14 protein-coding genes are annotated in these 14,341 nt (G+C 66.8%); 7 read left to right on the forward strand and 7 right to left on the reverse strand.

Translation table 11 applies throughout. The annotated features are described in order from the left end of the window. Positions 1 to 139: 139 nt before the first annotated feature. From modC to R2601_RS03810, 4 genes are read right to left on the reverse strand one after another with little or no spacing between them, the layout of a single operon-like run. Positions 140 to 1,240 (reverse strand): molybdenum ABC transporter ATP-binding protein, encoded by a 1,101-nt coding sequence (gene modC, locus R2601_RS03795; RefSeq protein ID WP_007793822.1) that lies wholly within the window; start codon positions 1,238 to 1,240, stop codon positions 140 to 142. Further along, a complete protein-coding gene (gene modB / locus R2601_RS03800) occupies positions 1,237 to 1,929 on the reverse strand; it encodes a molybdate ABC transporter permease subunit (protein ID WP_007793825.1) in 693 nt (230 codons plus the stop codon). Before modB ends, modC begins: the two co-directional genes overlap by 4 nt. An 8-nt stretch (positions 1,930 to 1,937) precedes the next feature. Further along, positions 1,938 to 2,708 carry a molybdate ABC transporter substrate-binding protein gene (gene modA, locus R2601_RS03805; protein WP_007793828.1) on the reverse strand — a complete coding sequence of 257 codons (771 nt, stop codon included), beginning with the start codon at positions 2,706 to 2,708 and terminating at the stop codon, positions 1,938 to 1,940. Between the two features lie 60 nt (positions 2,709 to 2,768). Next, a complete protein-coding gene (locus R2601_RS03810) occupies positions 2,769 to 3,164 on the reverse strand; it encodes a winged helix-turn-helix domain-containing protein (protein ID WP_007793831.1) in 396 nt (131 codons plus the stop codon). A gap of 76 nt (positions 3,165 to 3,240) precedes the next feature. Here R2601_RS03810 and R2601_RS03815 point away from each other — a divergent pair, with 76 nt between their 5' ends. Next, positions 3,241 to 3,849, forward strand: a complete 609-nt coding sequence (locus R2601_RS03815) for a CDP-alcohol phosphatidyltransferase family protein (protein WP_007793834.1) — start codon at positions 3,241 to 3,243, stop codon at positions 3,847 to 3,849. A gap of 75 nt (positions 3,850 to 3,924) precedes the next feature. Here the strand turns inward: R2601_RS03815 and R2601_RS03820 are convergent, their stop codons facing one another. Beyond that, positions 3,925 to 4,131 carry a cold-shock protein gene (locus R2601_RS03820; RefSeq protein ID WP_007793838.1) on the reverse strand — a complete coding sequence of 69 codons (207 nt, stop codon included), beginning with the start codon at positions 4,129 to 4,131 and terminating at the stop codon, positions 3,925 to 3,927. Between the two features lie 223 nt (positions 4,132 to 4,354). Here R2601_RS03820 and R2601_RS03825 point away from each other — a divergent pair, with 223 nt between their 5' ends. Next, positions 4,355 to 4,537, forward strand: a complete 183-nt coding sequence (locus R2601_RS03825; protein WP_007793842.1) for a hypothetical protein — start codon at positions 4,355 to 4,357, stop codon at positions 4,535 to 4,537. Between the two features lie 310 nt (positions 4,538 to 4,847). Here R2601_RS03825 and ettA read toward each other — a convergent pair whose 3' ends face one another. Continuing rightward, positions 4,848 to 6,503: an energy-dependent translational throttle protein EttA gene (gene ettA, locus R2601_RS03830; protein ID WP_007793845.1), complete on the reverse strand. Its 1,656-nt coding sequence runs from the start codon at positions 6,501 to 6,503 to the stop codon at positions 4,848 to 4,850. Between the two features lie 230 nt (positions 6,504 to 6,733). Between ettA and R2601_RS03835 the strand changes: the two genes are divergently transcribed. Continuing rightward, a complete protein-coding gene (locus R2601_RS03835; RefSeq protein WP_007793848.1) occupies positions 6,734 to 7,348 on the forward strand; it encodes a nicotinate-nucleotide adenylyltransferase in 615 nt (204 codons plus the stop codon). Positions 7,349 to 7,406: 58 nt separating this feature from the next. Then, positions 7,407 to 8,906, forward strand: a complete 1,500-nt coding sequence (gene dacB / locus R2601_RS03840) for a D-alanyl-D-alanine carboxypeptidase/D-alanyl-D-alanine endopeptidase (RefSeq protein ID WP_007793851.1) — start codon at positions 7,407 to 7,409, stop codon at positions 8,904 to 8,906. 344 nt (positions 8,907 to 9,250) lie between these two features. Here dacB and R2601_RS03845 read toward each other — a convergent pair whose 3' ends face one another. Then, a complete protein-coding gene (locus tag R2601_RS03845; protein ID WP_007793853.1) occupies positions 9,251 to 9,676 on the reverse strand; it encodes a tellurite resistance TerB family protein in 426 nt (141 codons plus the stop codon). 151 nt (positions 9,677 to 9,827) lie between these two features. Here R2601_RS03845 and R2601_RS03850 point away from each other — a divergent pair, with 151 nt between their 5' ends. From R2601_RS03850 to R2601_RS03860, 3 genes are all read left to right on the forward strand, one after another. Next, a complete protein-coding gene (locus R2601_RS03850) occupies positions 9,828 to 11,405 on the forward strand; it encodes a lysine--tRNA ligase (RefSeq protein ID WP_007793855.1) in 1,578 nt (525 codons plus the stop codon). Between the two features lie 78 nt (positions 11,406 to 11,483). Continuing rightward, a complete protein-coding gene (locus R2601_RS03855; RefSeq protein ID WP_242533737.1) occupies positions 11,484 to 11,873 on the forward strand; it encodes a DUF4864 domain-containing protein in 390 nt (129 codons plus the stop codon). Positions 11,874 to 12,052: 179 nt separating this feature from the next. Further along, complete coding sequence (locus R2601_RS03860) at positions 12,053 to 14,335, forward strand: glycosyl hydrolase family 28-related protein (RefSeq protein ID WP_007793861.1); 2,283 nt, start codon at positions 12,053 to 12,055, stop codon at positions 14,333 to 14,335. Positions 14,336 to 14,341: the final 6 nt, after the last annotated feature.

Below are 14,341 nucleotides of genomic sequence, written 5' to 3' on the forward strand. Positions count from 1 at the left end.
TTTCTTGTTCGCTCGCCCGCCTTATGGCGGCAGCGTGTATCGGGAGTGTGACGGATCGCGACCCCGATCAGAACGCCCAACGGACCTGCGGGGTTCCCGCAAGGTCAGCAGGAATGTTGCAGTGCAGAAACCACGGTGGTCAGCCCGGCTGCGGGCCGCCTGCGATGGCGCCCTTGGCCACGGAAACCGCTTTCAGAACGGCGAAGACCTCCTGCCCGTCTTGCAGCCCCAGCGCCGAGACCGAGCGTTGCGTGACCCGCGCGAGCAACAGGTTGCCGCAGGCATCGAGCTGGACGAGCGCGCCGGGGCCGTTGCCCATGCGCAACGCCCTGATGCGGCAGGGCAGCACGTTGAGCGCCGAGATCTGCTCGGGCCGCTGTGTGGCGAGCATCACGTCCTGTGCCTCGATATGGATGCGCAGAGGCGTGCCGGGGGCGCGGGGAACCGAGGGGATCAGCAGGCGCAGCCCGCCAGCCGCCTCGAGCTCGGTCAGCCCGTCCTCGTGGTGGCGCAGGATGCTGGCCTCGATCACCGCGCCGGCCGCGCCCGCTCCGAGCGGCGTGACCGACGGGTCGCCCAGCACGTCGGTGGCGCTGCCGTGGCGCGACACGCGGCCGTCCTGCAGCGCCACGACCGAGGTGGCGAGCCGCGCGACCTCGGCAGGGGCGTGGCTGACATAGAGGATCGGCACGCGGGTCTCGTCCCGCAGGCGCTCGAAATAGGGAAGGATCTCGGATTTGCGCGCCTCGTCCAGCGCCGCGAGCGGCTCGTCGGCGAGGATCAGGCGCGGCTTGGCGAGCAGGGCGCGCCCGATCGCCACGCGCTGACGTTCGCCACCGGAGAGCGCCCCCGGGCGGCGGGAGAGAAGCGGCGCGATGCCAAGCATCTCGATGACGCGGTCAATCTCGTCGGGGCGGCTGTCGCGCGGCGCAAACCAGCGCCCGTAGAGCAGGTTTTGCCGCACGGTGAGATGTGGAAAGAGTCGCGCGTCCTGAAAGATGTAGCCGAGGCGACGGCGATGCGGCGGCTGCCAGACGCGGCGCGCGCTGTCGAACAGAACCTGATCGCCAAGCGCGATGCGGCCGGCATCCGGGCGCAAGAGCCCCGCCACCGCGTTGACGATGGTGGTCTTGCCCGAGCCGGAGCGCCCGAACAGCACGGTCAGCCCCGGCGGCGCCTCGAAGGCGATGTCGAGCTGGAAGCCGCCGAAGCAGTGGCTTATCGCGACCTGAAGGCTCATGCGCCCGACACCCGCTTCGCGATGCGGCGCGACAGCACTTCCGACAGGATCAGCGCCGCCATGGCGATGGCCACCGAGACCGCCACCAGCCGCAGCGCCGAGGCTTCGCCGCCGGGCACCTGAAGGAAGGCGTAGATTGCCGAGGGCAGGGTCTGGGTCTGGCCGGGGATGTTGGAGACGAAGGTGATGGTGGCACCGAACTCGCCCATCGCCTTGGCAAAGGCGAGGATGGCGCCGGCGAGGATGCCGGGCAGGGTCAGCGGCAGCGTGACGGTGGCGAAGACCCAGAGCCGGGAGGCCCCAAGCGTTGCCCCGGCCTGTTCGAGCTTGGGGTCCACCGCCTCGATCGACAGGCGGATGGCGCGCACCAGCAAGGGAAAGGCCATGATCCCGGCGGCCAGCGCCGCGCCGGTCCAGTGGAACGCAAAGACGATGCCGATCTCCTGCAGCGCCCCACCGATGGGGCCGCGGGTGCCGAAGGTCAGCAGCAGCAGGTAGCCGGTGACCACCGGCGGTAGGATCAGCGGCAGGTGCACCAGTCCGTTCAGCACCTGCTTTCCGGGAAACTCCCAGCGCGCCAGCGCATAGGCCACGAGGATCCCCGGCGGCAGACCGGCCAGCGTCGCCCAGAGCGCCACGCGCAGCGACAGCGCGACGGCTTGCCATTCGTCGGGGCCGAGCAGGGACATGGGGGCGGTTACTCCGTCAGGACGGTGAAACCCTGCCGCTCGAAGGCGGCGCGCGCAACGGGACCTTGCAGATAGGCGAGGAATGCGTCGGCAACCGCGCTGTCTCCGTCACGAATGCGCGCCGCGGGGTAGGTGATCGGCGCATGGCTGCCTTCCGGGAAGGTCCCAAGCACGGCGACGCCGGGCTCGGCATGGGCGTCGGTGGCGTAGACGATGCCGAGCGGGGCCTCGCCGGTGGCAACGAGCGCCAGCGCCGCGCGCACGTTGTCGGCCTGCGCGACCTTGGGCGCGACGGCGTCCCAGAGACCAAGTGAGCCAAGCGCCGCCTTGCCGTAGATCCCGGCCGGCACCGCCTCGACCAGTGCCATGGCGAGGTGGCTCTCGCCCAGCATCTCGGCCAGCGGCAGATCGGGGGTGATCTCGACCGGGTTTGCCTTTGCGTCATGGGCGATCAGCACGAGGCTGTTGCCGAGCAGGTCGGTGCGGGTGGCGTCGTCGATCAGCCCGTCGGATTCGAGCGCGTCCATCCAGCCGGGATTGGCCGAGATGAACACATCCGCCGGGGCGCCCGCCTGGATCTGCCGCGCCAGCGCCGAGGAGCCGGCGAAGGAGACCCGTGCGGTGGTGCCGGTCTCCTCGGCATAGCGGGCGGTGATCTCGTCCATCGCGGTCTTCATGCTGGCGGCGGCGAACACCGTCACCTGCTCGGCCCATGCCCCGGAGGCCGCGACGGCGGCAAGGGCAAGGGCGGCAAGCGAGGGTAGGGTGGGGCGAGGCATGGCGGCTCCGGGGGCAATATGTTTCCAGAAACATATCGGGCGGCCCCTGCGTGGCAAGCGCTATTTCTGGTGGGACATATCGCTCAGCAGCGACTTCAGCGCCGCGATGTCCTCGGCGCCGGCGGCGGCGGCGGCGCGCTCCACGCGGCGGTAATGCGCCAGCACCCGCTCGCCGGTCTCGGTCAGCCTTGCGCCGCCACCACGGGTGCCGCCACGGTTGCGCTCCACCAGCGGCGCGCGGAAGGCACGGTTCATCTCCTCGACGAGGCTCCAGGCGCGCTTGTAGCTCATCGACATGGCGCGCCCGGCGGCGGCGATGGAGCCAGTCTCGGCAATGTGGTCCAGCAGCTCGGCCTTGCCCGGACCAAGCATGGCGCTGTCGCCGAAGAGGATGCGCAGGCGCAGGCGGGGGTCGGGGTCGTCGTCGGAATCCGGGGGCGGGGGAAGCTCTGTCATCTCTCAACTTTCCGGGATCGCGGTTGCGCTTGCAAGCGCGGCGCGAAACAGTCGCGCGAGACCACCGGGAGGCCCCATGTTCGACGCCAAGCTCCTGCCGCTGCAGCGGCGGCTGATACGCCCCATGGCCGGGCGCCTGCACGCGCGCGGTGTGGGGGCCGACTCGATCACCCTCGCGGGCTTCGCGCTGGGGCTGCTGGGGGTGCTGGCGGCGGCGTATGGGCTGTTCTGGCTGGCGCTGGCTGGGTTGGTGGCGAACCGGCTTGCGGACGGGCTCGATGGCGAGGTGGCGCGGCTGGCCGGCCCGACGGATCGCGGCGCGTTTCTCGACATCGCCCTCGACTTCCTGTTCTACGCGCTGTTTCCGGTGGGCTTCGCCATCGCCGATCCGGCGACAAACGCGCTGCCGGCGGTGGTTCTGGTGGCGAGCTTCGTCGGCACCGGGTCGTCCTTCCTCGCCTTCTCGATCATCGCCGAGCGGCGCGGTCTCACATCGGAGGACTACCCGTCAAAGGGCATCTTCTATCTTGGTGGGCTGACCGAGGGGGCCGAGACCATCGGTCTCTTCGTGTTGATCTGCCTGCTGCCGGGACTGTTCCCGGTGCTGGCGCTGGTCTTTGCCGCCGCCTGTTTCGTGACCACGCTGACGCGCTGGCTTACCGGTTGGCGCCTGTTCGGCGCCTGAGGGTGCTTAAAGTGAGGCTGCAAACGAAAAAGGCGCGCCCGGGGGCGCGCCTTCTGGCCGGTCTGATCAGATGGATCAGAGCAGCTCGAGATTGATGGCGCTCTCGCGGCCGTCACGGCCGGACTGCAGCTCGTAGGACACTTTCTGGTTGTCCTTGAGCTCGGTCAGGCCGGAGCGCTCGAGTGCGGAGATGTGCACGAACACGTCCTTGGAGCCGCCCTCGGGAGCGATGAAGCCGTAGCCTTTGGTGGTGTTGAACCACTTCACGGTGCCAGTTGGCATGGGATGAACCCTTTCCTTGTCTTGCCGCACGCGGAGATGCTGCGGCCCGGCGTCGTCGTCTAGTCTCGACAGCGGCCGTGAAAGGAACAGGTCGGATAGAGAGTAGCAGTCTGAGATATGACATGACGGTTTGAGTCGCACAAGCTTTGACGCGAGATGTGGAACGGCTTTCCCGTTCCGGGCGTTTCTGCCGCAGAAACAACGCTTAGGAGAGGAGAAACCGATGTCGATCCAGCGTATCGCAAAGAAGGCCCTGTCGGCCTATGCCCGCAGCAAGCGCGGGGGCCATCATGCCGGCACCCCCGTCCGGAACCGCCCGGTGCGTCATCACAAGGTGAAACGTGGGCGCAGCGTCGAGAGCCAGATCGCCTCGAAGGCGGTGCGGACGATCCGCCGGGCTCTGTGAGGTTTTGCAGACGTGCGGTTCCCAAGCGCGGGACAAGGCCGTAGGCCGCCGCGCAATCGCCGGCCCGCCCCCCGGGCTGGCGATTTGATGACATCCAAGCCGCGTGTCGAGGTCCTTCGGACTTGGCTGCGATAAAACAAGAGGCTCCTCGGGTGGATCGCCATCCCGCGAGCCGGCGATGGCGCAGCGGCGCCTGACACCTCGATAGGGGCACTTTCGAACCTGGGTCTCGCAGCGCGCTTTACGAAAAAAAAGGCGGGGAGATCCCCGCCTTTTCCATCTTTCGAAGCTATCGATCCGAGCGCTTTGCTCAGCGGGTGAACTTCTTGAACTTCACGCGCTTGGGCTCGACCGCATCCGGGCCGAGGCGGCGCTTCTTGTCTTCCTCGTAATCCTCGAAGTTGCCCTCGAACCATTCCACATGCGCCTCGCCCTCGAAGGCGAGGATGTGGGTGCAGATCCGGTCAAGGAAGAAACGGTCGTGCGAAATCACCACGGCGCAGCCGGCGAAATCGACCAGCGCGTCTTCCAGCGCCCGCAGAGTTTCCACGTCGAGGTCGTTGGTCGGTTCGTCGAGCAGGATGACGTTGCCGCCCGACTTCAGCAGCCGTGCCATGTGCACGCGGTTGCGCTCACCGCCCGAAAGCAGGCCGACCTTCTTCTGCTGGTCGCCGCCCTTGAAGTTGAACGCCCCGCAATAGGCACGCGAGTTCATCTGCGCGTCGCCGAGCTGGATGATCTCCGCTCCGCCCGAGATCGCTTCCCAGACCGTGGCATCGGATTCCAGATCGTCGCGCGACTGGTCGACATAGGACATGTGCACCGTGTCGCCAAACTCGATGCTCCCCTCGTCGGGCTGTTCCTGCCCGGTAAGCATCTTGAACAGGGTCGACTTGCCGGCGCCGTTGGGGCCGATCACGCCGACGATGCCGCCCGGCGGCAGCGAGAAGCTCAGGTCCTCGATCAGGAGCTTGTCGCCCATCGCCTTCTTCAGACCCTCGACCTCGATCACCTTGGAGCCGAGGCGCTCACCGTTCGGGATGACGATCTGGGCCTTGCCGACGCGCTCGCGCTCGGACTGCGAGGCGAGGTCATTATAGGCCGAGATACGCGCCTTCGACTTGGCCTGACGCGCCTTGGCACCCTGCCGCATCCACTCAAGCTCGCGCTCCAGCGTCTTCTGCTTGGCCTTGTCCTCGCGGGCTTCCTGCTCGAGGCGCTTGGCCTTCTGCTCGAGCCAGCTCGAGTAGTTGCCCTCGTAGGGGATGCCGCGGCCACGGTCGAGCTCGAGGATCCAGCCGGTGATGTCGTCGAGGAAGTACCGGTCGTGCGTGACGCACAGGATCGTACCCTTATACTCGATCAGGTGGTTCTGCAGCCACGCGATGGTCTCGGCGTCGAGGTGGTTGGTCGGTTCGTCGAGCAGCAGCATGTCGGGCGCTTCGAGCAGCAGCTTGCAGAGCGCCACGCGGCGGCGCTCACCGCCCGACAGGGTGGTGACGTCGGCATCGTCGGCGGGGCAGCGCAGCGCCTCCATGGCGACGTCGATCTGGCCGTCGAGATCCCAAAGGTCGTTGGCGTCGATCTCGTCCTGCAGCGCCGCCATCTCCTCGGCGGTCTCGTCGCTGTAGTTCATCGCGAGCTCGTTGAAGCGGTCGAGCTTCGCCTTCTTCGCCGCGACGCCGAGCATGACGTTCTCGCGCACGGTGAGCTCGGGCTCGAGATGCGGCTCCTGCGGCAGGTAGCCGACCTTGGCGCCCTCGGCGGCCCAGGCCTCGCCGGTGAAGTCCTTGTCGATGCCGGCCATGATTCGCATCAGGGTCGACTTACCGGCGCCGTTGACGCCGACGACACCGATCTTCACACCCGGCAGAAAGCTCAGGCGGATGTTTTCGAAGCACTTCTTGCCGCCCGGATAGGTCTTGGAGACCCCATCCATGTGGTAGACGTACTGATAGCTGGCCATGCTGTCCTCCGGTGACTGGTTGGGCGCCTGTATCGCACCGGGGCGGGGGAATGCAAAGCCCCCGAGCGCACGGGGCGCGACGGGTGTCTGCGGACGCGTTGGCCGGGCCGGGCGCGACGGCGATCCGGCTGACATGCTGCCGGGCCGGGACCAGCGCAGGGCGGGTTTGCTGTTGTCATCGCGGGCCGTTCCGGTGTCTTTTGCCGCCACTTCGGAACGGAAGGGCCGCGATGGCTTGGAATGCGCATGAGGCGGGGCTGCATCTGGTCCCGGGGATGACCGTGGGTCTGCTGGGGGGATCGTTCGATCCGCCCCATGCTGGCCACGTGCACATCACCCGCGAGGCGCTGCGCCGCTTCGGGCTCGACCGGGTGGTCTGGCTGGTGAGCCCGGGCAACCCGCTCAAGGCGCATGGCCCGGCGCCGCTGGCCGAGCGCATCGCGGCGGCGCGGCGGATCATGGCGCATCCCCGGGTCATCGTGAGCGATGTCGAGCGGCTGCTCGGCACCCGCCACACCGCGCGCACGCTGGCGCAGCTGCAGGCGCGGTTTCCGGGGGTGAACTTTGTCTGGCTGATGGGCGCCGACAATCTCGCGCAGCTGCACCGCTGGGAGGATTGGCGCGAGATCATGGAGCGTGTGCCGGTGGGGGTGCTGGCCCGACCCGGCAGCCGGATGGCAGCGCGCGGCTCGGTGGCGGCGGATGTCTACCGCCACGCGCGGCTGCCGGATCGTGCCGCCGGTCTGCTGGCGCGCGCGGTGCCGCCCGCCTGGAGCTTCGTCAACGTGCCGCTTGTGAATCTGAGCTCGACCGAGCTGCGCGGGGCCGCGGGCAGCAAAATGTGATCATTTGCTTTGACGCCACCGCTTGTCGGCGGACAATCGCTGCGGTTAGATCAGCGCCATGAAACACGGCATTTCCAGGCGCGCATTCCTGACCTCGCTCGCAGCCGCCGGCGCTGGCGCCGCACTACCGGCTTGGGCGGACGCGCCCACAGCTTCGCTGCGTCCCGTCGCCCGCGGCGAGGACATCCGCCTGCGCACGCTCAAATCCGCCGAGGAGCTGATTGACGCCGCGCGGCTTGACGGAACTGTCGGCTTCGCGGTCATCAACCTCGCCACCGGCGCGGTGATCGAACAGCACGCCGGGGCCGCCGGCATGCCGCCTGCGAGCGTGGCCAAGGCGCTGACCGCGTCCTATGCGCTCGACACTCTGGGACCGGACTACCGCTTCCCGACCGAGATCCTCGCCACCGGCCCGGTGAACGAGGGCGTGGTCGATGGCGACCTGGTTCTGCTGGGCGGTGGCGACCCGACGCTCGACACTGACGGCCTCGGCGAGCTTGCGGTGCAGCTCAAGGAGAAGGGCATCACCGGCGTGACGGGCAAGTTCCTCGTCTGCGGCTCGGCCTTGCCCTTCACCCGCACCATCGACCCCGGGCAGCCGGCGCATCTGGGCTACAGCCCGGCGCTTTCGGGCCTGAACCTGAACTTCAACCGCGTGCATTTCGAGTGGGCCAAGGCCAGCGACGGCTATGACATCACCATGGACGCGCCCTCGGCCACGCTGCGTCCGGCGGTCCGGATGGCGCGCATGGGCGTCGTGTCCCGGCAAGGGCCGGTGTACACCTATTCCGACGGCGGCGCGCGCGACGAATGGACCGTGGCGCGCGGAGCGCTTGGCAATGGCGGCTCGCGCTGGTTGCCGGTGCGCAAGCCCGAGCTCTATGCCGGAGAGGTCTTTCAGGCGCTCGCAGAATTTCGCGGCGTGACGCTCCCGACGCCCGAGGTCGTGCTGGAGCGACCAGAGGGCGAGACGCTGGCACGCCGCGAGAGCGGGGTGCTGCTCGAGATCCTGCGCGACATGCTGAAATACTCGACCAACCTCACCGCCGAGATCGTCGGCCAGACCGCCACGCGGGTGCGCACCGGCATGGTCACCTCGCTCGAGACCTCAGCGGCGGCGATGAATGCCTGGGCCCGCGAGGAACTGGGCTTGGTCAACGTGGCGCTGGTCGATCACTCGGGGCTGAGCGGCCTGAGCCGGATCGCGGCGGTCGACATGGCCACGGCGATGAAGGAGGTGCGCACCCGGCTCGAGCTCAAGCCGCTGCTCAAGAGTTTCCGGATGCGCGGAGAGCTGAACGGCGGCGGTGGCGAGCATCCGGTCAAGGTGCTGGCCAAGACGGGCACGCTGAACTTCGTCAGCGGGCTGTCGGGCTTCGCCGAGCTGCCGGACGGATCGGAACTGGCCTTCGCGATCTTCTGTGGCGACATCCCGCGCCGCGAGGCGCTCAGCATGGAACAGCGCGAGCGCCCGGACGGGGCGCGATCCTGGAATTCCCGCGCCAAGGTTCTGCAATCGCGGCTGATCGAGCGCTGGGCGGTGCTGGCGAGCGCCTGATGACGAACTGAACTCCCCGGACGAAAGCCATCGGGGGGGTGTTGTCAGGGGCGCTTGGCCCGCTGGCCTGTGCTCAGAACCCTGCCAGAGACCGTGCCGAGATCCCGGACGCGCCGAGGATCGGCAGCAGGCAGAGGATGGCGGCACCAAGCAGGGTGAGACGAATGCGGTTCATGGGATGCTCCCGGATCAAAAAAGGCAGTTGAAAGACACGAACGGCGGTAATTGCCGCATTTCAGACTGCCTGAAGCGGGAGATTATGTAAAGTTCGGCGACTTGCGACCTTGGTCGGTCGGCGCATCTCTGCCGGGGATGGGGCAGGGCGATGCGCCGATGAGCCGCCGTCAGCCGGGAAGGTGCCGGGCGCGTGCGCCGCGCTCGATGGCGGCAGCGTGCAGGCGGTCGATGTTGAGCTCGTAGCGGATCTCTTCGAGCAGCCGCAGCTCTTCCTCGCGCAGCGTGCCGTCGGCAGCGGCCACGTCGCAGGCCAGCGCGTAGGCGGTCTCGAACAGGTGCTCGGGCAGGTTGTCGCGGATCAGGCCGAAGAGCGCGTCGAGCCCATCTTCCTGATCGAAGAGCTGGAACACGAGGTCCGACATGTTGCGGATGCGGTCGATATCGTACTCCGCGAAGATCGGCAGCAGGTTGACCGAGGACTCGATCTTCACGAGTTCGGCGGTGCGGATGTTCTGGTCCGAGGCCGAGACGGCGATCATCAGGGCGACGAGACAATCCTGGGACGTCAGCGGGTGCGGGGTGGCTTCGTTCACGGCTGCTCTTTCTTCGGTTGACCCTTTGGCGTCAATTTATTGACCGCGGCCCCTGTCTGCAATAGGACGCGGGCGCAACCGCCACGGACTCACCGTGGGCGGTCCTTCCCCCGTGTTGCCAAATCACACGCGATCCAATGGAGTGTTTCAGATGTCCGATCTGCGCGAAGCCGCGATGAGTTCGAAGGCCTGGCCCTTTGAAGAGGCGCGCCGCGTCCTGAAACGCTACGAGAAGAAGCCGCCCGAGAAGGGCTTCGTGCTGTTCGAGACCGGCTACGGTCCCTCGGGCCTGCCGCATATCGGCACCTTCGGCGAGGTCGCGCGCACCACGATGATCCGTCGCGCCTTCGAGCTGATCTCGGACATCCCGACGCGGCTGATCTGTTTCTCCGACGACATGGACGGCATGCGCAAGGTGCCCGAGAACGTGCCGAACCAGGAGCTTCTGCACGCCAACCTGCAGCGCCCGCTGACCTCGGTGCCGGACCCGTTCGAGGAATACGAGAGCTTCGGCCACCACAACAACGCCATGCTGAGGCGCTTCCTCGACACGTTCGGTTTCCAGTACGAGTTCTACTCGGCCACAGAGTTCTACAAGAGCGGCCAGTTCGACGAGATCCTGCTGCGCTGCGTCGAGAAGTATGACGACTTGATGGCGATCATGCTGAAATCGCTGCGCGACGAGCGCCAGCAGACCTACTCGATCTTCCTGCCGATCCATCCCGAGACCGGCCGGGTACTCTATGTGCCGGTGAAGCATGTCGACCCCAAGGAAGGCACCATCACTTTCGACGACGATGACGGCAAGGAATGGACCCTGCCGGTCACCGGCGGCAACGTGAAGCTGCAGTGGAAGCCGGATTTCGGTGCCCGCTGGGCCGCGCTCGGCGTCGATTTCGAGATGTACGGCAAGGACCATTCGACGAACACGCCGATCTATGACGGCATCTGCCGGACCCTCGGCGTGCGCGCGCCCGAGCACTTCACCTACGAGCTGTTCCTCGACGATCAGGGCCAGAAGATCTCGAAGTCGAAGGGCAACGGGCTGTCGATCGACGAGTGGCTGACATACGCCTCGACCGAGTCGCTGTCGTATTTCATGTACCAGAAGCCCAAGACCGCGAAACGGCTGTGGTGGGACGTGATCCCCAAGGCGGTGGACGAGTATCACCAGCAGCTCCGCGCCTTCCCGGGCCAGGACGCCAAGGCGCAGCTCAACAACCCGGTGTGGCACATCCACGGCGGCGACGTGCCCGAGTCGAAGATGGTCGTGCCGTTCTCGATGCTGCTCAACCTCGCCTCGGCCGCCGGTGCCGAAGACAAGGAGACCATGTGGGGCTTCATCCGCCGCTACGCCCCCGAGGCGAGCCCGCAGAGCCATCCCGACATGGATCAGGCCGCCGGCTTCGCGGTGCGCTACTACGACGATTTCGTGAAGCCCACCAAGCAGTTCCGCGCCCCCGACGAGAAGGAGCGGGCCGCCATGGAGGATCTCGCGGGGCGTCTGCGCGGCTACGATGGCGAGGTCACCGATGAGGCGCTGCAGACGCTGGTCTTCGCGGTCGGCAAGGATCACGCGTTCGAGAACCTGCGCGACTGGTTCAAGGCGCTCTACGAGGTGCTGCTGGGCCAGAGCCAGGGCCCGCGCTTTGGTGGCTTCATCGCGCTCTACGGCGTCGACGAAACCGTGGCGCTGATCGAGAAGGGCCTCGCTGGGGAGCTTGGCTGAGGGTCGGCCGGTTTTGACCACCTGACCGCTTGCGCTACCTTCTTGGCAGGAGGAGGTAGCGTGATGCGGAAATGGATCATGAGCTTGATCGTGGGGCTGGCGCTGTCCGGGCCCGCGATCGCACAGGACGACGCCGAGATCGAAGGCGTCATCCGCCAGCAGCTGGACGCGTTTGTCGCCGGAGATGTCGACACCGCCTGGGGCTTTGCCAGCCCCGAGATCCAGCGCCTGTTCGGCAATCCCGAGAATTTCGCCCGCATGGTCGAGCGCGGCTATCCCATGGTCTGGGCGCCCGGAGACGTGCGTTTCGGGGCGCTGTCGGAAAGCGATGGCGGGCTGTGGCAGACGGTGATCGTGCAGGATGCCGAGGGCGCGCTGCACGCGCTGGAATACCAGATGGAACAGATCGACGGCGACTGGCGCATCGCCGGGGTGCGCTTTGCACCGGCGCCGCAGGTCTCGGCCTAGTTCGGCACGGTGAACGCGGCCTCCGGACCCCTGCGATGCCGTTGCGTTGCAGGCGGGCCGCTGCGCGGTGGCGGCAGATCCTCTTAACGCCTCAAAGTTATCTGCAATTTGCGCGGGATTTCACGCCGCCCGCGCGGCGGCGATCCCCTGCGCGATGCGGGCAACAGAGGATCGAACGGATGAACAAGGCGGTAACCGATGGCGTGGTCTTCATGCCGACACCCTTCTCGGACGGGCTGGATGTCTGGTCGCGCAGCGACGGCACGCCGGGCTCGGACACCTATGACGGCTTCGCCACCGCCGCCTACGTGCCGGCGGACGCGGATTTCTCGGGCTGTCTCGAGATCCTCAAGACGGACGCCACCCAGCGCCTGCGCTACATGGGCGATACCCCGATCCTGCCGGGCTGCTACCTGCGCGTCACGGCGCGGGTGAAGGCGATCTCGGGCGTGATGCCGGCGGTGCGTATCGGCGCCTGGGCCGGGCGCGACAACGGCACGCAGGTGACCGGCCTCACCGTCAGCGGCCCAATGGTGCAACTGACCAGCTATGGCGCGGTGGTCGAGGTCTCGGCAATCGTGGGCGTCGGCAATCGCGGCGGCGTCGACATGGTTTGGGGCACCGAGCCGGATCTCGGGCATTTCGGGCTCGACCTCACGGGGCCGAACGGTGGCGTGGTGCGCATCGACGACATCGTGATCGAGGACATCACCAGTGTCTTCCTGCGCACTCTGATGAACTGGGTCGACGTGCGCGATTACGGTGCCATCGGGGATGGCAGCACCGACGACAGCGCCGCCTTCGAGGCCGCCGACGCGGCAGCGAACGGGCGCAAGGTGCTGGTCTCGAAAGGCAACTACCGTCTGGCAAGCTCGGTGACCTTCGAGAACCACGTGGAGTTCGAGGGGCGAGTCACCATGCCTGATGCCGCGATCCTGTCCCTGACCAAGGATTTCGAGCTCTCGTCCTATGTCGATGCCTTCGGCGGCGATGAGGAGACGGCTCTGAAAAAGGGGCTGCAGTCGCTGCTCAACAACGCCGATCACGAGAGCTTCGACCTGTCGGGCCGCCGGGTGTCGCTTTCCGGCCCGATCGATGTGCGCGTCGCGGTGAACAATCGCGACAGCTATGCCCAGCGGCGCGTCCTGCGCAACGGTCAGCTCCGGGCCGAGACCAGCACCGGCTGGGACACCACCTCGGTCACCAGTCAGGCGACCTACTCGGCCTCGAACCAGTGGCAACTGACCGGGGTGAGCAACATCGCCAATATCGAGATCGGCAGCCTGATCGAGGCGGCGGGCGTGGGCCGAGAGATCTACGTCAAGGAGGTCAATGTCGGCGCCCAGAGCCTGACCCTGTCGCAGCCGCTCTCGGATGCGGTGGGTACCCAGACCTACACCTTCACGCGCTTTCGCTACCTGCTCGATTTCAGCGGCTTCAGCCGGCTCGACAAGTTCGAGATCGAGGACGTCGAGTTCCAGTGCAACGAGATCTGCAGCGCCGTGATGTTGCCGCCCACCGGGGTGGTCAACGTGATCCGCAACTGCGTCTTCAACCGCCCCAAGGATCGCGGCATCACCTCGATCGGCGAGGGCTGTCAGGGCATGCTGATCGACTACAATCAATTCAACAGCGCCGAGGGCGGGCTGACCACGCAGAACCGCAGCTCGGTGGCGATCAACACCAACGCCAACGACGTCAAGATCCGCAATAACCGCGCCTCGCAGTTCCGGCATTTCGCGGTGGTCTCGGGCGGCAACGGGGTGATCGCCAACAACCACTTCTTCCAGGGCGACTCGAGCGGCGTCCGCAGCGCCGGCATCGTGCTCTGCCTGAAGAACACCAACACCACTGTCTCGGGCAACTATGTCGACAACTGCTTCATCGAATGGACCAACGAGCGCGACCCGGAGCCTGATTTTGTCTCGGGCTTCGGCTTCTCGGGCCTGTCGGTGACCAACAATGTGTTCCTGTGCTCCGACATGTCGGAGCAGTTCTCGTTCATCATCGTGAAGCCCTACGGCCAGAACCACCGGGTCAACGGCATGAACGTCTCGGGCAACCTGTTCCGGTCCTCGGGCGGCACCATCAACCGGGTCGACCGGGTGGACACGTCCTTTGTCGGTCTGAATCTCGCGGCGATGCGCAACATCCACTTCACCAACAACACCTATCTCAATGTCAGCAACGGTGTCGAAAACCCGCTGCTCCTGAGCCATGCCCAGAACACTCACGCCCAGACCTGGGTGATCGACACCGCCAACCGTCTGCCGTTCGGGGGATACACGCTGCAGGTCGAAAGCCTCGTGCTGAGCTCGCGCCCGCGCGATACCAGCAATGTCAGCCTTTTCGCCACGCCTTACACCTCGGTGCGAGAGGGCGGGGGGCAGGATCAGGTGCACGCGATCTGGCCCGAGCCGGTGCGCGGCGATGCCACGCTGCGGGTGCGCATGGACAGCTGAGCGCCG

This window comes from Salipiger bermudensis HTCC2601 (assembly GCF_000153725.1).
Lineage (GTDB): Bacteria > Pseudomonadota > Alphaproteobacteria > Rhodobacterales > Rhodobacteraceae > Salipiger > Salipiger bermudensis.